Raw genomic sequence first — 21,266 nt, forward strand, 5'->3', positions numbered from 1 at the left:
GCGCCGCAAGACCCGGCAGTTGCAGGTCGGGACGGTGGGTGTCGGTTCGGACCACCCGATCTCGGTGCAGTCGATGACGACGACCTTGACCTCGGATGTCAACGCCACGTTGCAGCAGATCGCGGAGTTGACCGCGGCGGGCTGCGACATCGTCCGGGTGGCCTGCCCGTCCGCCGACGACGCCGAGGCGCTGCCCGCGATCGCGGCCAAGTCGCAGATCCCGGTGATCGCCGACATCCACTTCCAGCCCAAGTACGTCTTCGCCGCGATCGAGGCCGGGTGCGCGGCGGTGCGGGTGAACCCGGGCAACATCCGCAAGTTCGACGACCAGGTCAAACAGATCGCCCACGCGGCCCGCGACCACCGCACCCCCATCCGGATCGGGGTCAACGCCGGGTCGCTGGACCCCCGCCTGCTGGCCAAGCACGGCAAGGCCACCCCGGAAGCGTTGGCCGAGTCGGCACTGTGGGAGGCGTCGCTGTTCGCCGAGCACGACTTCCACGACATCAAGATCTCGGTCAAGCACAACGACCCCGTGGTCATGGTCCGGGCGTATGAGATCCTCGCCGAGCAGTGCGACTACCCGCTGCACCTGGGCGTCACCGAGGCCGGACCCGCCTTCCAGGGCACCATCAAGTCCGCGGTCGCCTTCGGCGCGCTGCTGCGCCAGGGCATCGGCGACACCATCCGGGTGTCGCTGTCGGCCCCACCGGTCGAGGAGATCAAGGTCGGCACGCAGATCCTGCAATCGCTGAACCTGCGCCCACGCAAGCTCGAGATCGTCTCCTGCCCGTCCTGCGGCCGCGCCCAGGTCGACGTCTACACCCTCGCCGAGCAGGTCACCGCAGGCCTGGAGGGCATGGAGGTCCCACTGCGCGTCGCGGTCATGGGCTGCGTCGTCAACGGCCCCGGCGAGGCCCGCGAAGCCGACCTCGGCGTCGCCTCCGGCAACGGCAAAGGCCAGATCTTCGTCAAGGGCGAGGTCATCAAGACCGTCCCCGAACACCAGATCGTCGAGACCCTCATCGAAGAGGCCATGCGCATCGCCGAGGGCCCCGGCTACACCGACGTCGTCGGCGAGCCGACGGTCGTGACCGGCTGAGCGCGGGGCTATAGGGTCAGGGTCGTGCTGCGCGTCGAGGTGTTGGGTCCGGTGCGGGCGTGGATCGGCGACGACGAAGTCGCCCTGGGCACCGCGCGTCAGCGGGCGGCGTTCTCCGTGCTGGTGGGCAAAGCCGACGAGAGCGTGCCCTCGCGCGAGCTGGTCGACGCCGTGTGGGGCGCGGGCGCCCCGGCCAACGCCCAGGGCAACCTGCACACCTACATCTCCGGTCTGCGCCGCGCCCTCGGCCCGGCCCGCGAGCTGCTGGACACCACGCGGCACGGCTACCGGCTGCGGTTGGCCGAGGCAGACGTGGACGTGCGCGCCTTCGAGCGGCACCGCTCGGCGGCCGACCGGCTGCTGCTGGTCGGCAGGCTCGAGGCCGCGGCCGACGAGCTGTCCGCCGGGCTGGCGCTGTGGCGCGGGGAGGCCTACGCGGCGGTGCCGGGGCCGTTCGCCGAGCTCGAGGGGCAACGGCTGGCCGAGGCGCGCACAGCGGCGGTCGAGCAGCGCGCGCGGGTGCTGATCGAGGTGGGCCGCGCCGCCGACATCGTCGCCGACGCCGACGAGCTGGTCCGCGAGCAGCCGCTGCGCGAGTCCGCCAGGGAGTTGCTGGTGCTGGCGCTGCACCGGGGCGGCAGGCACGCCGAGGCGCTGGCCGCCGCCGAGGAGTCCCGCCGCGTGCTGGCCAGCGAGCTGGGCATCTCCCCCGGGCCCGCGCTGGCGGGCCTGCACGCCCACATCCGGGCGGGCGGCGGGGCGGTCTCCGTCGGGCCGAGGCGGGCGCCGGGCCCGGTGCTGCCCGCCGCGGCGCGCGCGGCCCTGTCCCGCGACCCCGTCCCCGAGCTGATCGGCCGTGACGACGCGGTGCGCCGGGTGCGGGACCTGCTCGCCGGGGTCGCGGCGGGGACCGGCCGCGCGGTCTGGGTGGAGGGCGACGAGGGCCTGGGCCGCACCGCGCTGCTGCACACGGCGCTGGCGGGCGCGCAGGCGCGCGGCTGCGCGATCGGCTGGGGCGACGCCGACGAGCTGCTGGCCCGGTTCGAGCTGCAGGTGCTGCTCAACTGCTTCGACATCGACCTGGTCCCCGGCGGGCGGCTGGCCCCCGGCGCCGACGAGGACCCCGCCGAGGACCGGCTGGCCGAGCTGGTCGAGCGCTCGTGCGCCAAGGCGCCGCTGGTGGTCGTGGTAGAGGACCTGCACTGGGCCGACCCGGCCACGATCCGCTTCTGGCACCGCCTGGTGGCCATGACCGCGCGGCTGCCGCTGCTGCTGGTCGCCACCTCCTGGCCGGTCCGGGGCAGGCAGGACCTGGACCTGCTGCGCGGGGCCGTGGACCGGGCGGGCGGCGCGGTGCTCGAACTCACCCCATTGACCACAGAGGACTCGGTCAGCCTGCTGCGGGTCACCACCGGGTGCGCCACCTGGACCGCGGAGCGGCTGGCCGCCGAGGCCATGGGCAACCCGATGCGGCTGGTGGAGCTGGCCGGGTCGCTGCGCGGCGGCCCGGAGGCGGCGAAGACGGACTGGCGGCCGCCGGTCCGCTCGTCGGCCGCCGCCGCGCACCGGATGCTGCTGGCGCTGCCGAGCGCGGTGGTCGACGTGGTCCGCACGGCGGCGGTGCTGGGCGTGCGGTTCGCCGAGGCGGACCTGGTGCTGGTGGCCGACGCGGCGCGGGGCGAGGTCGGGGCCGCCGTCGACACCGCGCTCGCCGCGCACGTGCTGGTCCGCGAGCACGACCTCCTCTCGTTCCGCACCGCCCCGTTGTGGCGCGCGGCCTACGAGCGCATCCCCGCCCCGATCCGCAGTCCGCTGCAGCGCCAGTTCACCGCCATCCTCGCCGCGGCCAAAACCGGGGACTGACCCGGCAGCGGCCCCGGGCGCGCAGCCCACGAACGCGCCCCCACCGCGCCAATTCACCGCCATCCTCGCCGTGGCGAGAGCCGAGGTCTGACCCGGCGGCGGTCCCTGCGGCCTTCCGGTGGTCGAGTCGATGCTTTATCGTTTCGGTTGGGTCGTGTCGTGCGGATCTCGGCCTGACGGCCGGTGTGCGCGCCAGGCGGTCCGAGTGCCAGCCACCCCGCCACGTGGAGGTCCGGGTGAGTACGGGGAACTCGCTGTCGGTTGCCCTGCTCGGTGAACCCGCGGCCTGCTACGGCGAGCGCGCCGTGCAGCTCGGCGGCGGCCTGCGGCTGGCGGTGTTCAGCGCGCTGGCGCTGCGTGCCGGGTCCATCGTGTCCCGCCCGGAGCTGATCAACGCGGTGTGGGGCCAGCACGCCCCCGTCAGCGCCTCCGGCAGCCTCTACACCTACATCTCCGCGCTGCGCCGCGCCCTGGAGCCCGACCGCGCGCGCGGCAGCGGCACCATCAGCGGCTCCAACTCCGGGTACCGGCTCTCGCTGGCCCCCGACGAGCTCGACGTCAACCGGCTGGTGCGGCTGCGGGACAAGGCCTACGCGCTGCGCGACGCGGGCGACACCGACGGCGAACTCGGGGTGCTCGAGGAGGCGCTGGGGCTGTGGCGGGGCGAGGCGCTGGCGGGAGTGCCCGGCCCGCTGGCCGAGGCGCACCGGGCCAGGCTGGCCGAGGCGCGGCTGGCCGTGGTGCAGCGGCGGGCGACGCTGGTCATCGCGGACGGCAGGTCGGACGAGGTCGTCGACGAGCTGATCGAGCTGGTGCGCAGGCACCCGGCCAGGGAGGCGGTGCACGGCCTGCTGATGACGTCGCTGTTCCGGGCGGGCAGGCAGACCGACGCGCTGGAGGCCTACCGCACGGCGCGCTCGGTGCTCGTCGACCGCTTCGACACCGAGCCCGGCCACGAGCTGCGCACGCTGCACCAGCGCATCCTCGCCGGGGACATGACCGTCGGCCAGCTACCGACGCCGACGCGCACCCACCGCACCCGCCGCACCCCGTCCCCGGCCCGGGGGTCGACGCCGTTCGTGGGGCGCGCGGAGGTCGTGGCGCGGGTGCGCGCGGCGCTGGCGGCGGTGGCCGAGGGCCGGGGCGGCAGCGTGTGGATCGACGGGCCCGCGGGCGGGGGCAAGACGGCGCTGCTGGCCGAGGCGCTCTCCGGCGACGCGGTGGCCACGCACACCGTGGCCTGGGCCTGCGGCGACGAGCTGACCCAGCAGATCCCCTTCCACGCCCTGGACAAATGCCTCGACGACCTCGGCGCGCGGCTGCCGCGCCCGGCCGCCTCCCCACTGGGCGCCAGCGCCGGGGCGCAGGCCACCGCGGCGATGGAGCACGTGCGGCAGGTGGTGGGCGCGCACATCGCCGGGCCGCTGGTGCTGGTCCTCGACGACCTGCACTGGGCCGACCCGGAGAGCCTGGCCGCCTGGCACCAGCTGCGCGGCCTGACCGAGCACCGCCCGCTGCTGCTGGTGGCCGCGGCGCGGCCGCTGCCGTGCCGCCGCGAGATGCACCTGGCCAAGGCCTTCGTCACCGCGGAGGCGCTGCCGCTGCCGCCGCTGACCGAGCAGGAGGCGCACGACCTGCTGGGCAGGCTCGGCGAGCACCCGGCGGCCGCGGCGCGCACGATGGTCGCGCTGGCGGGCGGGAACCCGGCCTACCTGGTGGCGATGGCCGAGGCGGTGCCCCAGCACGGGCACGCGCACCGGTGGCGGTCGGTGCCCGGCCCGGTGGTCGCCGCCGTGGTCAGGCACGTCGACCAGCTCTCCCCCCTGGTCGGCGAGGCGCTGCGGGCGATGGCGCTGCTGGGCGAGACGTGCGCGGTGGCGGACCTCGCGGTGGCGACCAACACCCCCGCCAGCGGCCTGGTCGACGTGCTGGGCGAGGCGCTGCAAGCGGGCGCGGTGCACGCTGAGGGCTCCGGTGTGCGGTTCTCGCAGCCCCTGGTGCGGCGCGTGCTCTACGAGAGCGTCCCACCGCAGCTGCGGCTGGCCGCATACCAGCAGTTCGCCGTCTGAGGTGTCGAGGTCTTGGCCCAGTCGCGCAGAACACGTAGAGAGATCTTGTAGGTGCGCACCGCAGACTTCTCACGTGGGCCAATTACCAACCAAGGAGGCAGTGGTGGAGTCGGTCACCGTGCTAGTCCATGCCAAAGACCCGCTGACCAGAATGGTGCTGGGCAGCCACCTCGACGCGCAGCCGGGCCTGGGGACCGTCCCCGACGACCGGCCCGACGCGGCCAACGTGGTCGTGTGCGTCGCCGACAGCCTGAGCGTCGAGGTGATCTCGCTGCTGCGCCGGATGAAGGCGTACTCCGGGGCGCCCGTCGTGCTGATCGTGAACGAGATCGAGCGGGCGGACCTGATGACCGCCGTGGAGTGCAACGTGGTCGCGGTGCTGCCCAGGTCGGTGGCCAGCGGCGAGCGGATCACCGACGCCGTGCGCACCGCCGCGGTCGGCGGCGGGATGCTGCCCACCGACGTCCTCGGCGACCTGCTCAAGCAGGTGCGGCACGTGCAGCGGGAGGTGCTGACCCCGCAGGGCCTGCACAGCTCCGGGCTGACCCCGCGCGAGATCGACGTGCTGCGGCTGATGTCCGACGGGTTCGACACCGCGGAGATCGCGGTCAAGCTCAGCTTCTCCGAGCGCGCGGTCAAGCGGGTGATCTTCGGGATGACCAACCGGCTCAAGCTCCGCAACCGCCCGCACGCGGTGGCCTACGCCCTGCGGGCAGGCGTGATCTGAGGCCGGTCAGGCCTGCCTAGGCCGGGGGACAGCCCGCTGGACGGGCACCAACCCGGCACCCGGGTGGTCGCGCAGCGCCGCGCGTCCTGCCGCGGGCCGGGCCCCGTACGTCGACAACATCGTTGCCTCGAGCGCGGGCCCCTCGAGCGCCTGCCCAGCCAGTTCCGACCCTTCGAGCGCAGGCCCATCGTGCCGCGCCTGGTCCTCGATCTCAGCCGCGGGCTCCTCTCCGCTCCGGTCCCCCTGTGCCGCCTCGGCCAGCACGCGCCGCACCACCGGGTGCCGGAAGCGCAGCCGTGCTCCGTCCACTTCACACAAGATCCCCCCGGTCAGCGCCTCGTCGACGAGGTTGAGCAGGTCGTGGGCCCGTTTGCCGCTGGCGCGCAGGATGTCGCCCACCGTGTGCGAGTCCCCGAGCAGCGCCGCGCAGCTCAGCATCTCCCTGGTCGCCTTCGACATCGTGGCCAGGTGCGCGTGCACTTTGTCGGCCACCTCCGCCGGGATCGCGGGCCAGTCCACGATTGGCCGCCGCAGCGAGGCCCGCGCGATGGCGTCGGCGAAACCGGGGCTGCCGCCGGACATCGTGGCCACCAGCGCCGCCGTCGTGCGCACCCCGGGGTGCGCGCGGTCGAGCAGGTCGACCACGTCGACGTCGTCGAGCCCGGTCAGCTCCATGTGGCCGCAGCCGGACTCGGTGGCCAGCACCCGCAGCAGGTCCACGTTGCGCCGCCGGGGCAGCGGCCTGCAGGCGCTGACCAGCAGCAGCGGCAGCGAGTCGGTGGTGGTGAGCAGGTGCCGCCACACCAGCAGGGTCTCCTCGTCAGCCTGGTGCAGGTCGTCGATGACCAGCAAGACCGGCCGCCCGCCTGCGGACTCCACGAGCGCGCGCACGGTGGAGATCACCGCGCCCAGCCACAGCCTGGCCTCGGTCCTGGGCCCCGTACCCCCGGTGACCGCGTCCGGCGCGGACAGCCCCACCTGCTCGCGCAGGTCGGGGTCGATGCCCGCCAGGCAGTCCTGCAGGCCCCCGAAGGGGACGCTGGCCGTCGCGCGGTCGGCGGTGCCCCAGCCCACGACGCAGTCCTCCGTATCGGCCAGGGCGCGGGCCAGCCCCTCGGCCATCAGCGCGGACTTGCCCGACCCCTGGGCGCCGTCGATCCACAGCGCGCCGCCGCGTCCGGCGCGGACGCGCTCGACGTCGGCGCGGATGCGCTCGATGCCCTCCGCGCGTCCAACGAAGGTGACGGGCCGGGCATTCGAGAGGCGTTCCATCGCGCCGACCTGGCGGGGCCCGTCCGCAGCCGGGGCGGGCCGGGCGGTGCGCGGGGAGCCCGCGGCCAGCACGCCGCGGCGCAGCGCGCGCAGCGCGGCGCCCGGCTCGGTGCCGAAGCGGTCGACCAGCACCTGCCTGGCCTCGCTGTAGACCTCCAGCGCCTCCCCCGGCCGCCCGGAGCGGCACAGCGCGAGCATGAGCGAGTGGTAGACGTCCTCGCGGGCGGGGTGGCTCGCGGCGAGGTCGCGCAGATCGTCGACGACCTCGCCCGGGCGGCCCGCGGCGACCAGCAGGTGCGCGCGGCGGGTGCGCAGGCCCAGGCGGACCTCCTCCATCCGGGTGCGCCAGCACTCGGCCAGCGGCCCGTTCACGCCCGCGAGCGCCTCGCCCCGCCACAGCGCCAACGCGCTCTCCACTGAGGACAGTTCGGCGACGGCGTCGCCGCGGCCGCGGTGCGCCCTGGCCTCGTCGCGGTGGCGCCGCACGAGGCCGGAGTCCAGCGCGTCGGGCGGCAGCAGCAGCCGGTAGCCGGTGGAGCCGCTCTCCAGCACGTCCGGGCCCGTGTGCGCGTCGCCGTGGATGGCCCGGCGCAGCGCGGAGACGTAGGTGTAGATGCGGTCGCGCGCGCCCCGCGGCGGCGAGCCGTCCCAGAGCGCGTCGCCCAGTTCGGCCTTGGACACCACCTGGTTGGCCTGCAACGCCAGCGTGGCGAGCACGGCGGTGGGCAGGCCCCTGCCCAGCGGGACGCGCTCGCCGCCGCGCAGCAGGGCGGGCCGCCCCAGCAGGACGACGTGCAGATCCGCTTCCGGAGCCATGCGCACTCCCTCATCCATTCATGGGACCGCACCAGTCGGCGAGGTATTCGAGCCGTACCAGAAAGATTACGAACCCATGGTGGGGTGGCGCACGGTCAACTGACCGATTGGGCGCAGGCGGCGTCGACTCGGTCACCACTCGATCACTTCGGGACGATGGACGTGCGACTTTCCCAGTCCACGATGACCGAGTGGGCCCGATCCCGGTTGGAGTTGTCCGAGCGGGCACCACCACCGAGCGGCGGGGAACGCGCCGGCTAATTCAATTGCACGTGCCGCTGGCCGCCCATTTCCCCCCGGGGGAATGGGCGGCCAGCAAGCAAACTACGCGAAAGTTAATTTTGGAAGTCGCTACGGGTCAACGGCGTAGAACCCCGCTGACGAGGACCTCGCCGCCGGACACGCCGTCGACGCTGACGCCGATCAGCGCGCGGCCGAGCCCGGCCGTGCGGTCCCACGCCAGGCACTCCAGGGTCGGGTAGCTCAACCACGGCCCGCCGCCGGTCAGGGTCAGCGTCAACGAGCGCACGTCGAACCGGACGTCCTGGTCGTCGTCCGCCTTGGCGACCAGGGTCGCGACCTGGCAGACGGCCTCCAGCAGCAGGCTGACCTGCTGCACGCCCGCGTCGCCCGGCGCCGACGGCCCGACCATGGTCGCGGTCAACCGGGAGTCCGGGGTGCGCCGGGGCGGGCCGACCAGCACCCGCCACGGCTCGGCCTTGTCCAGCAGGGTGTGCCCCGCCCGGGAGCCCGGGTCGAGGATCCAGGGGGCGAACAGCTCGTCGTCGCGGGAGTGCGACACCCAGACCTGCCCGCGGCACACCTCGACGCGGCCCTGGCCCACCGCGAACCGCACGCCGCTGGCTCCCCGCCACAGGTCGGGGGCGGCCAGCCGCAGGTCGGTGCGGACGCCGCGCCTGCACGGCTCGGGGAAGGCGACCACCAACGCGGTCACCGCGCTGGAGTCCCGGTCGCGGTCGACCCGGCCGAGCATGACGGCGGCGGCGCGCACGGCCGCGTCGGCCAGCGCCACGGCGGGGATGTGGTCCTGGGTGGGGTCGGCGAAGAACGAGTCGCGCTCCACCTCGCCTGCGCTCATCCAGCACTGGTCGTACCGGGTCGACCCGAGGCCGACGACGTCGGTGACCGTCATACCGCCACCTCCTCGACCTCGGTGGCGGCCCGTTCGGCCGGTCGCGGCGCGCGGGCCCGCAGGTCCCACAGCGGCCGCCCCTCGGCCAGCATCCTCCTGCGCAGCAACACGATGTAGACGACGTCGAGCGCGACCATGGTCGGGATCAGGACGAGGAACAGCGTGCGCGACGGGTAGAGCATGAACCCGGTCAGGCCGGCGAACAGCGATCCGACGAACTTCGCCACCGCTATGTGCATCGACTGGCCGACCGAGGACCCGCGCGAGCGCAGCATGACGAGGAACCCGGCGCTGAGCGGGACGTTCACCATCATCCCGATGTACATGCCGTCCAGGTCGTGGAACTCGTTGGCCCCGGCCATGACCAGCAGCGCCGCCCAGACCAGCATCCCGCCCAGCGCCCAGCGGAAGCCCCTGGGGGACAGCCAGGTGTGGTCGCGGCGGCCGTGGCGGAAGGCTTGGTAGACCAGCACCGAGTTGACAACGGCCCAGGCGCCGTTCATCACCCGCTGCTCCGGGTACTGCTCCAGCAGGAAGGTCAGGCTGAACTCCCACGCGAAGTTCACCGCGACCAGGAACGCCGGGATGGCCACCCGGCTGTCGCGCGCGGCCTGGCGGATCGCCAGCACGTAGGTGGTCAGCCAGCCCAGCGCGGTGAGCCCCGCGGTGAGCGCGAACAGCCACTGCGGCACGTCCGCCCGGCCGATCGAGACCGGCGGCACCTCGGACATCGGGAACAGGAACGGCGGCAACCAGTCCACGGGGGCACCCTTTCCTAGAGCTGGATTCCTAGAGGCTAGGTACGATGCTGTCGAGGCCGAAGAACGCCCCGCCGTAGAGCTCGTGGCCGACGCGGGTGTTGAGCATGGCGTGCCGGGCGGCGGTGTTGGCGTCGCGCCAGTACTGCTGCAACGGGCTGGACAGGCCGAACGCGCCCGCGCCGTGCGCCCACATCAACTCGTCGAGCGCGGTGGTGACCAGGTTGACCGCCTGGCCGACATCGCCGCGGATGCGGCGCAGCTCGGCGTCCGGCACGCCCACACCCGCCGCCGCGGCCGCGTCGAGCACGTCCGCGGCCCGGCTGACGTGCATCTCCGCCGCGTCCAGGGTCAGCGCGGTGCCGCCCAGCGCGGAGACGAAGGTCTGCGACATCGGGGCGCTGCTGTAGACCGTCGGCGCGATCCCCTTGGCCGGGGCCTTGTCGACGACGTGCGCCCGCGCCGCGAGCCCCGCGCCGACGACCACCGACGCGCAGATCACCGCCATCCCCGCCACCGCGGCGGTGCGCAGCAGCGGCGGCAGCGACAAGTCGGTGGTGTTGGCCCGGCCGAGCTGGTCGGCGAAGGAGATCACCCGGTGCCCGGGGACGAACACGTCCGTCGCCGTGGCGGTGTGGCTGCCGGTGCCGCGCATCCCGACGGTGTTCCAGGTGTCCTGGACGACCAGGTCCGCGACCGGCGCCAGCACCGACAGCGGCGCTCCGCCGGGGTCCTTGGCCAGCAGGATCGCCCAGTCGTCGTGCAGGATTCCCGAGGCGTAGGGCCACTTGCCGCTGAGCTGGTAGCCGCCGTCGACCGGGGTCGCCGCGCCGGGGGCGGCGAAGATCGAGGCCAGCCGCGCGCCCGGGTTGTCGCCGAACACCTCGTCGCGCACACGCCGGGGGAACCGGGTGGCCAGCAGGTTGGAGCCGTTGATGTTGTTGACCACCCAGGACGTCGACGGGCAGTAGCGGGCCAGCGCCTTGGTGACCTCGCTGAGCGTGCGCACGTCGGTCTCCAGGCCGCCGTAGCGCCGCTCGGTCCAGAGCGCCGCCAACCGCTCCTCGTCGATCGCGCGCAGCGTGGCGTCGGGGAGCCTGCGCTCCAGGTCGCCCTCGGCCACCCCGGCGGCGAGCGTGTCGCCGACGGAGTGGACCCGCTCGACCACACCGGCCCAGCGCTCGGTGGCGGCGGGCGCGGTGGGTTCGACCGTGTTCGTCATGGACTGCCTCCTGTGTCTGGTGCGCGTCAGTCCCGCTGGGCGGAGATCAGGTTCGTGATGTCGAAGTAGTCCCGCCAGGCCGCGATCCGGCCGTCGCGCACCTCGAAGGCGGCCATCACCTTGAGGTTGCGGGCGATCGGCGTCCCGTCGACGCGCAGCATGTCCTCGACGCGCTCGACCAGGACGGTGCCGCCCGCGTGGGCGATGTGGCGGAACTCGACGTCGAGCTGGGCGAAGTCCGGCGGCATCAGCTCCAGCACCGCCGCCTTGCCCCGGCACACCGGCGACCCGGGGTTCTCCCAGACGACGTCGTCGGTGAGGAACTCCTCGACCGCGGCCCGCACGTCGCCCGGCGTCGGGCCCATCCTGGTCAGGAACTCGCGGACCAGCTTCTCGTTGTCGCTCTCGGACATGGTCAGCTCCCGGTGCTCTGGTGGGCGAGGACGCGGCGCAGCACGTCGGTCAGCCGGTCGGGGCCGTCGGCGCCGCTGCGCCAGGCCACGTGGTTGTCGGGGCGGACGAGCACGGCCCCGCCGTCGTCGACGCCGCGCACCCTGGCCCAGCGGCCGGTGGCGACGGGCGCGACGGCGATGGGGACGCCGAGGGCGTCGGCGGCCTGCTTGGCCGCGACCGCCCAGGCGCCGTCCGACGTGCCGGTGATGAGCGCGAACCCGCCGTGCGCGCCGACCAGGTCGTGCGAGGACACCTGCTCGCCGGGGTCGAGCCAGGCGTGCGGCAGCCGGTGGCCGGGGATGGTCACCGGGTGGTGCTCGGCGCCCATCGGGTCCAGCGGCGGCGGCGGGGTGCCGTCCGGGACGAAGGCGCCCTCGGGGTAGGCGATGCCGATCTCGATGTCGTGCGCCTGGTACTCCACCCGCTGGGTGCGGAACACCTCGGCGGCGCGGACCCGGCGGGTCTCGCCCATCGGCGTCTCGGAGAACAGCGCCTCGAAGTTGGCCTTGGTCGCCTCCGGCGGCTGCCCGGGGAACAAGCCGAGCCCGGCGTGCGCCACGGCGTGGTTGCGGAAGGCGTACATCGCCCAGGGGACGTTGCGCTCGGCGACGGCCCTGCGCTCGGGCTCGTAGGTGTCGAGCAGCCCCTCCCCCGCGTGCCCGCCGACCACCGCGGCCAGCTTCCAGGCGAGGTTGTGCGCGTCCTGCACGGCGGAGTTGAGGCCCAGGCCGGTGGCGGGCGGGTGCCGGTGCGCGGCGTCGCCCGCGAGGAACACCCGGCCGACGCGGAAGGTGTCGGCGATGACCGCCTCGGGGATGTACTGGCTGACCTTGTGCACGGTGACGTCGAGGTCGGGCAGCTTGAGCAGCTCGCGGACGGTGGCGGTGACCGACGCGTCGTCGGTCTCCGGCGTGACGCCCACGGGCAGGTGGAAGTGCAGCGCCCACTCCTGGGAAGCCAGGCCCCAGTCCGGACCCATCGCGACCATGCCGTAGCGGGAGATGCGCCCGCCGTCGGGGCTGACGAAGTTGGTGATGAGCACCTTGTCGCCGGGCCAGTGCGCGGACAGGTCGGCGCTGAAGTGCACGGAGATGACGTTGAACGCGCCGCCGTCGCCGACCATGGACACGCCCAGCCGCGTGCCGACGCTGCGGCCGCCGTCGGCGGCGACGAGGTACTGCGCGCGCACGGTGGTCGACTCGCCGGTGACCCGGTCGGTGACCAGGGCGGTGACGCCGCTGTCGTCCTGGGTGAACCCCTCCATCACGTGGTTGAAGCGCAGGCTGCCGGGCGCGCGCTCGGTGGCGTGGCGCAGCAGCAGCGGCTCCAGCCGGTGCTGGGGCAGGTTGGTCGACGGGCCGGGGCTGTCCTCGGCGTAGGGGGCGGCCGTGCTGCCGCCGCCGAAGGAGTCCATGCGGTGCAGGTCGCGGGCGTCGAGCGGGCCGTCACCGGCCAGCGACGTGCGCCAGACGACCTCGCCGATGTTCTCCAGCGGCGCGCTGACGGCGTAGACGTCCTCGGCCAGGCCGTGCTGGCGGAAGACCTCCATCGTGCGCTGGTTCAGGTAGTGCGCCCTGGGCAGCGCGGACGTGGTCGCGCGCCGCTCCACGAGCAGGTGCCCCACGCCCAGGTCGGACAGGAAGATCGACGCGGCCAGGCCGCACCCGCCTCCGCCGACCACCAGGACCGGGACTGACACTTCGGACATCGTGCGGCTCCTCGGATGGGGACCCCGGGTCAGCGGTGGTCCGCTGTGATGAGTTGGCGGGCGGTGCGCACGCCCTTGGCGCTGTTCCAGCCGACGACGCCGACGACGGCCCCGTCGCGCTCGGCCACGGCGACGAACTTGCGGTCGCGCGGGTCGCCGTCGACCACGCGCAGCGGCCCGCCGAGCAGGTCGCCGTGCACCTGGACGCGCACGCCGTGCTGGTCGGTCCAGAAGTAGGGGACGGGGGTGTAGGCCCGGTCCGCGCCGAGGATGTTCCCGGCGACGGCCAGCGCCTGCTCGGTGGCGTTGGTGCGGTTCTCCATGCGCGCCGACCGGTCCCAGCCCTCGTGGTGCCAGCGGGCGACGTCGCCCACGGCCCACACGTTCTCGGCGGCCCGGCACCGGGAGTCGCACACGACCCCGTCGTCGATGCCCAGCCCGCTGTCGGCGAGCCAGCCGGTGGCCGGGGTGGAGCCGATGGCCACCACGACCACGTCGGCGTCCAGGGTCCCCGCGGAGGTGACCACGCCGGTCACCCGTCCGTCGGCGACCACCGGGGCGTGGGCCTTGGTGCCGGTGAGCACCTCGACGCCCTGGTCCCGGTGCAGGTCGGCGAGGAACCCGCCGACCTCGGCGCCGACCTGGGCGACCATCGGCAGCGGGGCCGGGTCGACCATGGTGGTGCGCAGGCCCAGCGCGCGGGCGGTGGCGGCGATCTCGCAGCCGAGGACGCCCGCGCCGAGCACGACGACCTCGCGGGCGGCGAGCAGGTCGGCGCGCAGCGCGGCGGTGTCCTCGACGGTGCGCAGGGTGTGCACGCCCGCCAGGCCCGCGAACGCGGGCAGGACCCTGGGGACCAGGCCGGTGGCGATCACCAGGTGGCCGTAGCCCAGGCGCCGCCCGTCCTCGAGCTCGACCTCGGCGGCCGCGGTGTCCACACCGGACGCCCGGGCGCCGAGCACGACGTCGGCGTCCAGCGCCGCGATGACCTCGGGCGGGCGCAGCGCGGCCTGCTCGGCCGTCCACTGCCCCGTGAGGACCTTCTTCGACAGCGGCGGCCGGTCGTACGGCGCGTGCGGCTCTTCGCCGACCAGACACAGCGAGCCGGTGAAGCCTTTGCGGCGCAACGCCTCCGCCGTGGCCAGACCGGCGGCCGACGCGCCGACCACCAGCACGTCGGTCACGGCCCCGCTCACGTCGACGTCGCCTTCTCCAGCAGCAGGATCGCCGCCGCCGGGCACAACTGCGCGGCCTCGCGCGTGTTCTCGTGCTCGTGCTCGGGCGGGTCAGCGTCGAGCAGGATCACCACGCCGTCGTCGTCGCGCTGGTCGAACACCTCCGGCGCGGCCACGACGCAGTGCCCGGCGCCGACGCACTTGAACTCCTCGATCTCGACCTTCATCGTCGCCTCCTCGGGTTACCAGGTGACCGGCAGGGCGTTGACGCCGAAGACCAGCGCCGTGGTGCGGTAGTCGACCTCGTCGTCGGGGACGGCGAGCGTGAGCGTGGGGAACCGCTGGAACAGCGCCGGGAGCGCGACCCGCAGCTCCATCCTGGCCAGCTGCTGGCCCAGGCACTGGTGCGCGCCGTGGCCGAAGGTGACGTGCGGGCGCTGCGGGCGGCGCACGTCGAGCGTGTCGGGATCGCCCTCGACGTCGTCGCGCTCGTCGCGGTTGGCGGCGAGGATGGAGAAGACCACCCGCTCGCCCTTGCGGATCTCCTGGTCGCGGACGGCGAAGTCCTCGGCGGCCTCGCGCGGCATGATCGTCGCCGGGCACACGTAGCGCAGCAGCTCCTCGATCGCGCGGTCCACCGCCTCGGGCTCGTCGCGGACGACGGCGAGCTGCTCGGGGTTCTGCAGCAGCAGCGCGGCGCTGGCCGAGAGCATGCTGGCGGTGGTCTCGTGGCCCGCGATCAGCAGCATGTTGCCGATGCCGGTCAGCTCGTCGTCGTCGAGCTCGTGGCCGAAGTCGCGCACGACCTGCCCGAGCATGTTCTCCCCCGGGCTGCGCCGGTGCGCGGCGACCAGGCCGGACATGTACTCGTCCATGTCCTTGAGGTTCTGGACCTGCACCTCGAGCGTGGTGTTGACGTCCAGGCCGACCTTGGCCCGGCGCTGGAAGTCGGCGCGGTCGGCGTAGGGCACGCCGAGCAGCTCGCAGATGACCTGCGTCGGGATGGGCGTGCTGAACAGCCGCACCAGGTCGGCCCCCTGGCCAGCCGCCTCGACCTCGTCGAGGCGGTCGGCGACGACCTGCTCGATCATCGGGCGCAGCGCGCGGATCCGCTTGATGGTGAAGAACCCGGTCAGCATCCGGCGCAGCCTGCTGTGGCCCTCGCCGTTGTAGTTGAGCAGGTTGCCCGGCTGGTTGAGCATGGTGCGCGGCTTGTCCGGGTCGAACTCGAAGCCCATTTGCAGCCGCGAGTCGCCCAGGGCGTCCTTGACGTCCTCGTAGCGGGTGATGGCGACCGCGTCGAACTCGCCGAGCAGCGGGCTGGGCACCTTGACCCTGGGCAGCTCCGCCTCCTTCTGCAGCGCGCGCAGCTCGGCGGCGGGCTGGTAGGGGCACTGGGGCTCGCGCGCGGCGATGGGCAGCGACTTCGGTTCGGTGTGTGCCTCGGTCATCTCAGCGATTCCTCTCGGGGGACAAGGGTTTTCAGCGTTCCGCCTGCACGGTCGGGATGAGGGCGCTGACGGCCAGGGCGGCCACCGACCCGACGACGCCGATGACGCCGACCAGGACGAAGGCGCCCCGCAGCGGGACGTGCGCGCCGCCCGCCGCCGTGCTGCCCTGCGCGGCGAACACCGCGCCGACCACGGCGCCCGCCGCGGCGGAGCCGATCGAGCGCATCAGGGTGTTGAACCCGTTGGCCGCGCCCGTCTCCGACGGCGCGACGGCGCGCATGATCAGCGCGGGCAGCGACCCATAGGCGAAGCCGACGCCCGCGTTGGTCACCACGGTCCCGGCGACCAGCGCGGCCACCGAGTCCAGGGCGGCCAGGCACACCAGGTAGCCTAGTCCCATTAGGACAGTGCCGAGCAGCAGCGCGGCTTTGGGCCCGCGCGCCGCCGCGATCCGCGCGGCGGCCGCCGACGCGGCCATCATCGCCGCCCCGGCAGGCGCCATCAGCAGGCCCGCGGCCAGCATCGCGAAGCCCAGCCCGTGGCCGGTGGCCTCGGGCAGTTGCAACAGTTGCGGCACCATCAGGATCTGCGCGTACATGGCGAACCCGACGACCACCGACGCGGTGTTGGTCAGCAGCACCGGTGTCCGCGTGGCCGTGGCCAGGTCGATCAGCGGGGTGGCGACGCGCCGCTCCCAGCCTGCCCACGCAGCCAGGGCGAGCGCCGCGCCGACCAGGAGTCCGACGGTTCCCGGGGCGGTCCAGCCCCACTCGCCGCCGCGCGAGACCACCAGCAGCAGCGCGGTGAGCCCCGCGGACAGGGTCACCGCGCCGACCAGGTCGAACCGGCCCTCGGCCGGACCGGGGGCGGCGGTCACCAGCCGCGCGACGAGCACGGCGATGACCGCGGTGAGCACCCCGACACCGGCGAAGAGCAGGTGCCAGTCGGCCACCTCGGCGATGGCGGCGGCGAACGGCAGCCCGAAGGCCGCGCCGACGCCGAGCGCCGAGGAGGTCACCGCGATGGCCGAGCCCACCCGGCGCGGGGAGATCACCTCGCGCAGCAGGCTGATGCCCAGCGGGACCACGCCCATGCCGAGCCCCTGCAACGCGCGCCCGGCGACCATCGGGGCCAGCGACCAGGACACCGCGCACAGCAGCGACCCCAGTGTCACCAACCCCAGCACGACCAGCAGCACCAGCCGCTTGCCGTGCAGGTCGCCCAGCCTGCCGATGACCGGGCTGGTCACCGCGCCGCTGAGCAGGGCCGCGGTGACCACCCAGGAGGTGGCCGCCGGACCGGCGCCCAGCAGCGCGGGCAGGTCGCCGAGCAGCGGGACCACCAGCGTCTGCGACATCGCCGCGATCCCGGCGGCCACCGCCACCACGACCACGACGGCGCGCTCGCCATCGGTGCCGTCATGGTCGGTGACCTGCTGATCGGTGATCCTGACTGCCCGCTCGCCCATGGGGCCCCACCTCGGCGTGTCGGTGCCGCTGCTCGCATTGTGGGACCCACCGTAGCATTAATTGGCACGCCGTGCCATTTTGACTTTGATAGACATTTTGTCCCGATACGGCGCGGCGGCCCCCACCCGCCCCGCGGCCGGGGGAGGATGGGCGCGTGATCATGAAGCAGACCGACGACCAGGACAAGACCGGGGAGGAGCGGGCCGAGCGCGGCCGGGGCAGGCCGCCGATGACCGAGCGGCGCAAGGACATCATCCGGTTGCAGATCGCGACGGCGGCGCTGGAGCTGTTCATGGCGCAAGGGGTCGCGGCGACCTCGGCCGAGCAGATCGCCGGGCAGCTGGGGATCTCCACCAGGACGCTGTGGCGGTACTCGCCGTCGAAGGAAGACTGCGTGCTGCCGCTGCTGTCGCACGGGATCGACGTGGTGGTGGAGAAGTTGCGCGCCTGGCCGCACGGCGAACCCTTGGTCGAGCAGCTGCTGCACGAGACCGACCTCATCGAGCGCACCCCCGAATCGACGTTGGACCTGGTGCGGCTCACCAGGACCGAGCCGTCGCTGCGCGCGGTGTGGTTGCAGAGCCACCTGAACTCCGAGGCGGCCTTCGCGGGCGTGATCGCCGAGCGCACCGGCCTGGCGACCGAGGCGCTGGAGACCAAGGTGCAGGCGGGAATGCTGAACGTGGCGCTGCGACTGGCGGTGGAACACCACGCCTGGCACGGCGGCTCCGCCCCCGGCGGTCTCACCGACGCCACCCGGACCGCGTTGCGCACCGCACTCGGCGGCCTGTCGATGTGACGCCCGCGCGCGGGGCCCCCTTACGCGCGCGCAAAATCTTGTGGGAAAAGAGATCCGTTGCGCGAACGGCTCGGACGGACCGAAGAGACCAGACCGGTTTCCCCTTCGGGCCCCACCCGAGACGACCTCACGACAACCGCTTCCCCGCCTACCTACAGTCGATCGCATGACGGAGATCGATGTGCCCCAGGTGGCCGATCCCGAGATCGCCGCCCTGATCCGGTCCGAGGTGGAGACCCGGTGGCCCGCCGATGTCTCCGGACTCGACGAACTCGTCCGCTACGGCCTGGTGCCGTTCGGCAAGATGATGGGCCCCTGGCTGCTGGTGCGCTCCGCGCTGGCGGTCGGTGGGACGGTCGGGCCGGTGCTGCCCGCCGCGGTCGCGGTGGAGTGCGTCCAAGTGGGCGCGATGATGCACGACGACATCGTCGACGGCGACGGGCAGCGACGCGGCAAGGTCGCCGCGCACGCCGCCTTCGGCGCGTCGTCGGCGATCGTCGGCGGCGACGGGCTGTACTTCCACGGGTTCGCCGCGCTGGCCGACTGCCAGGCCGCGGGCGCGCCGGTGGAGGGGGTCGGCCGCGCGCTGACCATCCTGTCCCAGGCCGGTCTGCGCATCGGCGACGCGGCCATCCAGGAGATCAGGATGGGCGGCGGGATCTGCTCGACCGAGAGCTACCTGTCCATGATCCGCGACAAGAGCGGCGGGCTGCTGTGGATGGCCTGCGGCGTCGGCGCCGCGCTGAGCGGGGCCACCGAGCTGGAGCTGGCGGCGCTGCGCGACTACAGCGACCTGCTGGGCATCGCCTACCAGATCCGCGACGACCTGATGGCCTTCGACGGCACCCGCGCGGGCAAGCCGTCCACATCGGACGCCCGCAACGGCAGGCCGACGCTGCCGGTGCTGCTGGCCCACCGCCGGGCCCCCCGCGAGCACCAGCGGGCCATCGAGGTGCTGCTCGGCGACGCCGAGCTCACCGTCGACGAGCGCCACCGCCGGATAACGGCGCTGGTCGACGAGCACCAGGGCGTCGCGGCCGCGCGCGCGATGTCGCACCGCTACGCCGATGAGGCGGGGAGGGCGCTGGCGGACCTGCCGCCCTCGCCGCACCGCAGCGCGCTCGCCGCGCTGACGGTCCCCGGCCACCTGGTCTGAGGACCTTCCCGGTCTGCCCGCAGAGAACCCCGGAGGTGGCCCGTTGTCCGCGCCGACCTACGCAAGCTACTTGCACCTGGACGAACTGCTGTCGTTGCAGCGCCCGTTCAGCCCGCCGGACGACGTGGACCTGCACGACGCCGAGCGGCTGTTCATCGTCGTGCACCAGGCCTCGGAGGTGCTGCTCGGCCAGGCCCTCACCGACCTGCGGCGCATCGCCGGGCCCGGCGGCGCCGAGTCCGCCGGGCACCGGGCGGACCGGGCGACGTGGGTCGTGCACACGCTCGTGGGAAACGTCGGCCTGCTGCGCGAGGCGTTGCGGCCACGGGACTTCCTCGGCTTCCGCGACCTGTTCGGCAGCGCGAGCGGGTTGCAGTCCACCCAGTTCCAGGAGCTGTTCCGGCTGACCGACCGGTTCGCCGCGGCGGGCCTACCCGACCGGGCGCGCGCCGAGCGGCTGCGGGCGGCCGTCGTCGCCTGGCGCGAGGCGCACCTGGAGCTGGTCCGGCACACGATCGGCGACCACCCCGGCTCCGGCGACACCTCCGGGATCGACTTCCTGCGGCGTCGGCTGACCGCCTCGGCCCGCGGCAAGGCGGTCGCCGCGCCGGGGTGCCCGGTCGGCGCCAACCACTGAACCCCTGGAAGGACAAGCGATGCCCGCACAGAGCCTGGGCCACGTGGTCGTCCTCGGTGGCGGCGTGGCCGGTCTGCTGGCCGCCCACGTCCTGGCCCGGCACGCCGAGCGCGTGACGGTCGTCGAGCGCGACCACCCCGGCGCGGGCCCGGCCCCGCGCCCCGGCGTCCCCCAGTCCCGGCACACCCACGTCCTGCTGACCAGTGGCATCGACGCCTTGGACGCCCTGCTGCCCGGCCTGCCCGACGAGGTGCGGGCGGCGGGCGGGCCGCGCCTGGACATCCCCGGCGACGTCGGGGTGTGGCAGGGCGGGCAGTGGGTGAACCGGCGCAACCCCTCGCGCCCGGTCCTCACCGCCTCCCGGCCGCTGTTCGAGCACGTGCTGCGCGAGCGCGTCCTGTCCGGGCCCGGCATCGAGGTGCTGGCCTCGACCGAGGTCGTCGGCCTGACCGGCGACCCCGGCGCGGTCACCGGGGTCGTCCTGCGCGAGCGGGGCGAGCAGGCGCGGCCCACGGGGTTGGCCGCCGACTTGGTCGTCGACGCCACCGGCCGCTCCAGCAGGCTCCCCAGGTGGTGGGCGGAACTGGGCGGCGGAGCGGTCGAGGAGGACCTGCTCGAGACCGGCCGCGCCTACGCGACCTGCGTGTTCGAGTCCGACGACGCCCCGCCGCAGGACATCGGCGGCTTCTACCTGGTGCCCGAGGCGGGCCAGCCGCTCGGCGCGATCGTGCTGCCCGCCGAGGGCGACCGCTGGATGGTCACCCTGTCCGGGCCGCGCGGGCAGGCCCCGCCCGCCGACGTGGCCGGGTTCGTCGACTTCGCCCGCCTGCTGCCGCACGACGCCCCGCACAAGTGGCTGAGCACCGCCCGCGCGGTCGGCCGCCCGTCCGGGTACCGGCACACGGCCAACCGGCGCCGCCGCTGGGACCGGGCGCTGCGCCGCACGACGGGCCTGCTCGTCGTCGGCGACGCGCTCAGCGCCTTCAACCCCGTGTACGGGCAGGGGCTCTCGGTCTCCGCGCTCAACGCCGTCGCCCTGCGCGACGCCCTCGACCGCTCCGGCGAGGTGTCCCGGTGGCAGCGCGCGGTGCTGCGCTCGGGGGCGGGGGCCTGGGTGGTGGCGACCGGGGCCGACTCGCCGATGCCCGGAGCCGAGGGCGGCGCGCTGCGCTCCGGCCCGGTCGAGGGCGTGCTCAACCGCTACCTGGCCCGGGTCCGCGACCGCGTGCCCGGCGACCCGGTGGTGTGCGCGGCGTTCCGCGACGTGCTGTTCCTGCTCGCCCCGCCGACCAGCTTGCTGACGACTCCGGGGGTGCTCCGCCGGGCGCTGCTCTCCCCGGTGGTCCCCACCCCGCCCGACCTGCCCACCCGGTGACCGCCCGACAGCGAAGGTGACACCCATGCGCGACAACCGCGGCCTGACAGTCCACATCGGA

The 21,266-nt window shown here is 74.1% G+C and carries 18 protein-coding genes; 8 read left to right on the forward strand and 10 right to left on the reverse strand.

Annotated features, from left to right (window positions below):
• The 4 genes from ispG to GCL84_RS27910 all read left to right on the forward strand — a co-directional run.
• Positions 1-1,102 (forward strand): flavodoxin-dependent (E)-4-hydroxy-3-methylbut-2-enyl-diphosphate synthase (gene ispG / locus GCL84_RS27895; protein ID WP_156758554.1); only part of this gene is annotated, 1,102 nt, incomplete at its 5' end.
• A gap of 24 nt (positions 1,103-1,126) precedes the next feature.
• A complete protein-coding gene (locus GCL84_RS27900; RefSeq protein ID WP_156758555.1) occupies positions 1,127-2,965 on the forward strand; it encodes a BTAD domain-containing putative transcriptional regulator in 1,839 nt (612 codons plus the stop codon).
• A gap of 236 nt (positions 2,966-3,201) precedes the next feature.
• Positions 3,202-5,034, forward strand: coding sequence for a BTAD domain-containing putative transcriptional regulator (locus GCL84_RS27905; protein ID WP_197523559.1), 1,833 nt, complete (start codon positions 3,202-3,204; stop codon positions 5,032-5,034).
• 103 nt (positions 5,035-5,137) lie between these two features.
• Complete coding sequence (locus tag GCL84_RS27910; RefSeq protein ID WP_235926800.1) at positions 5,138-5,761, forward strand: helix-turn-helix transcriptional regulator; 624 nt, start codon at positions 5,138-5,140, stop codon at positions 5,759-5,761.
• A gap of 6 nt (positions 5,762-5,767) precedes the next feature.
• Here the strand turns inward: GCL84_RS27910 and GCL84_RS27915 are convergent, their stop codons facing one another.
• The 10 genes from GCL84_RS27915 to GCL84_RS27960 all read right to left on the reverse strand — a co-directional run bounded on the left by GCL84_RS27915 (position 5,768) and on the right by GCL84_RS27960 (position 17,237).
• A complete protein-coding gene (locus GCL84_RS27915; protein ID WP_197523560.1) occupies positions 5,768-7,849 on the reverse strand; it encodes a BTAD domain-containing putative transcriptional regulator in 2,082 nt (693 codons plus the stop codon).
• A gap of 358 nt (positions 7,850-8,207) precedes the next feature.
• A complete protein-coding gene (locus GCL84_RS27920; RefSeq protein WP_156758558.1) occupies positions 8,208-9,002 on the reverse strand; it encodes a hypothetical protein in 795 nt (264 codons plus the stop codon).
• A complete protein-coding gene (locus tag GCL84_RS27925; RefSeq protein WP_197523561.1) occupies positions 8,999-9,763 on the reverse strand; it encodes a transmembrane-type terpene cyclase in 765 nt (254 codons plus the stop codon). Before GCL84_RS27925 ends, GCL84_RS27920 begins: the two co-directional genes overlap by 4 nt.
• A gap of 28 nt (positions 9,764-9,791) precedes the next feature.
• Entirely contained in the window at positions 9,792-10,982 is a 1,191-nt protein-coding gene (locus GCL84_RS27930; RefSeq protein WP_156758559.1) for an acyl-CoA dehydrogenase family protein, read from the reverse strand.
• A gap of 26 nt (positions 10,983-11,008) precedes the next feature.
• A complete protein-coding gene (locus GCL84_RS27935) occupies positions 11,009-11,395 on the reverse strand; it encodes a limonene-1,2-epoxide hydrolase family protein (protein WP_156758560.1) in 387 nt (128 codons plus the stop codon).
• Positions 11,396-11,397: 2 nt separating this feature from the next.
• Positions 11,398-13,143: an FAD-dependent monooxygenase gene (locus tag GCL84_RS27940; RefSeq protein WP_156758561.1), complete on the reverse strand. Its 1,746-nt coding sequence runs from the start codon at positions 13,141-13,143 to the stop codon at positions 11,398-11,400.
• Positions 13,144-13,172: 29 nt separating this feature from the next.
• Positions 13,173-14,339 carry an NAD(P)/FAD-dependent oxidoreductase gene (locus GCL84_RS27945; RefSeq protein WP_235926801.1) on the reverse strand — a complete coding sequence of 389 codons (1,167 nt, stop codon included), beginning with the start codon at positions 14,337-14,339 and terminating at the stop codon, positions 13,173-13,175.
• Positions 14,336-14,545 carry a ferredoxin gene (locus tag GCL84_RS27950; protein ID WP_156758562.1) on the reverse strand — a complete coding sequence of 70 codons (210 nt, stop codon included), beginning with the start codon at positions 14,543-14,545 and terminating at the stop codon, positions 14,336-14,338. The genes GCL84_RS27945 and GCL84_RS27950 overlap by 4 nt, the downstream gene beginning before the upstream one ends.
• A gap of 15 nt (positions 14,546-14,560) precedes the next feature.
• Entirely contained in the window at positions 14,561-15,769 is a 1,209-nt protein-coding gene (locus GCL84_RS27955) for a cytochrome P450 (protein ID WP_156758563.1), read from the reverse strand.
• Between the two features lie 31 nt (positions 15,770-15,800).
• Positions 15,801-17,237 carry an MFS transporter gene (locus GCL84_RS27960; protein WP_156758564.1) on the reverse strand — a complete coding sequence of 479 codons (1,437 nt, stop codon included), beginning with the start codon at positions 17,235-17,237 and terminating at the stop codon, positions 15,801-15,803.
• A gap of 161 nt (positions 17,238-17,398) precedes the next feature.
• Between GCL84_RS27960 and GCL84_RS27965 the strand changes: the two genes are divergently transcribed.
• From GCL84_RS27965 to GCL84_RS27980, 4 genes are all read left to right on the forward strand, one after another.
• Complete coding sequence (locus tag GCL84_RS27965) at positions 17,399-18,037, forward strand: TetR/AcrR family transcriptional regulator (RefSeq protein WP_156758711.1); 639 nt, start codon at positions 17,399-17,401, stop codon at positions 18,035-18,037.
• Between the two features lie 166 nt (positions 18,038-18,203).
• Positions 18,204-19,193, forward strand: a complete 990-nt coding sequence (locus GCL84_RS27970) for a polyprenyl synthetase family protein (RefSeq protein WP_156758565.1) — start codon at positions 18,204-18,206, stop codon at positions 19,191-19,193.
• Between the two features lie 43 nt (positions 19,194-19,236).
• Positions 19,237-19,830, forward strand: coding sequence for a tryptophan 2,3-dioxygenase family protein (locus tag GCL84_RS27975; RefSeq protein WP_197523563.1), 594 nt, complete (start codon positions 19,237-19,239; stop codon positions 19,828-19,830).
• A gap of 19 nt (positions 19,831-19,849) precedes the next feature.
• The gene (locus tag GCL84_RS27980) at positions 19,850-21,205 is read left to right on the forward strand and encodes an NAD(P)/FAD-dependent oxidoreductase (RefSeq protein WP_156758567.1); all 1,356 of its coding nucleotides are present in this window, start codon (positions 19,850-19,852) and stop codon (positions 21,203-21,205) included.
• The last annotated feature ends 61 nt before the right edge of the window (positions 21,206-21,266 follow it).

Source organism: Actinokineospora pegani (assembly GCF_009745975.1).
In the GTDB taxonomy this organism is placed as follows: Bacteria; Actinomycetota; Actinomycetes; order Mycobacteriales; family Pseudonocardiaceae; genus Actinokineospora; species Actinokineospora pegani.

What these genes read in the sequence shown, in the direction of transcription:
- GCL84_RS27915 (WP_197523560.1), bottom strand. Translation starts at nt 7,849, where the DNA reads ATGGCTCCGGAAGCGGATCTGCACGTCGTCCTGCTGGGGCGGCCCGCC.
- GCL84_RS27920 (WP_156758558.1), bottom strand. Translation starts at nt 9,002, where the DNA reads ATGACGGTCACCGACGTCGTCGGCCTCGGGTCGACCCGGTACGACCAG.
- GCL84_RS27930 (WP_156758559.1), bottom strand. Translation starts at nt 10,982, where the DNA reads ATGACGAACACGGTCGAACCCACCGCGCCCGCCGCCACCGAGCGCTGG.
- GCL84_RS27935 (WP_156758560.1), bottom strand. Translation starts at nt 11,395, where the DNA reads ATGTCCGAGAGCGACAACGAGAAGCTGGTCCGCGAGTTCCTGACCAGG.
- GCL84_RS27940 (WP_156758561.1), bottom strand. Translation starts at nt 13,143, where the DNA reads ATGTCCGAAGTGTCAGTCCCGGTCCTGGTGGTCGGCGGAGGCGGGTGC.
- GCL84_RS27950 (WP_156758562.1), bottom strand. Translation starts at nt 14,545, where the DNA reads ATGAAGGTCGAGATCGAGGAGTTCAAGTGCGTCGGCGCCGGGCACTGC.
- GCL84_RS27955 (WP_156758563.1), bottom strand. Translation starts at nt 15,769, where the DNA reads ATGACCGAGGCACACACCGAACCGAAGTCGCTGCCCATCGCCGCGCGC.
- GCL84_RS27960 (WP_156758564.1), bottom strand. Translation starts at nt 17,237, where the DNA reads ATGGGCGAGCGGGCAGTCAGGATCACCGATCAGCAGGTCACCGACCAT.
- GCL84_RS27965 (WP_156758711.1), top strand. Translation starts at nt 17,399, where the DNA reads ATGAAGCAGACCGACGACCAGGACAAGACCGGGGAGGAGCGGGCCGAG.
- GCL84_RS27970 (WP_156758565.1), top strand. Translation starts at nt 18,204, where the DNA reads ATGACGGAGATCGATGTGCCCCAGGTGGCCGATCCCGAGATCGCCGCC.
- GCL84_RS27980 (WP_156758567.1), top strand. Translation starts at nt 19,850, where the DNA reads ATGCCCGCACAGAGCCTGGGCCACGTGGTCGTCCTCGGTGGCGGCGTG.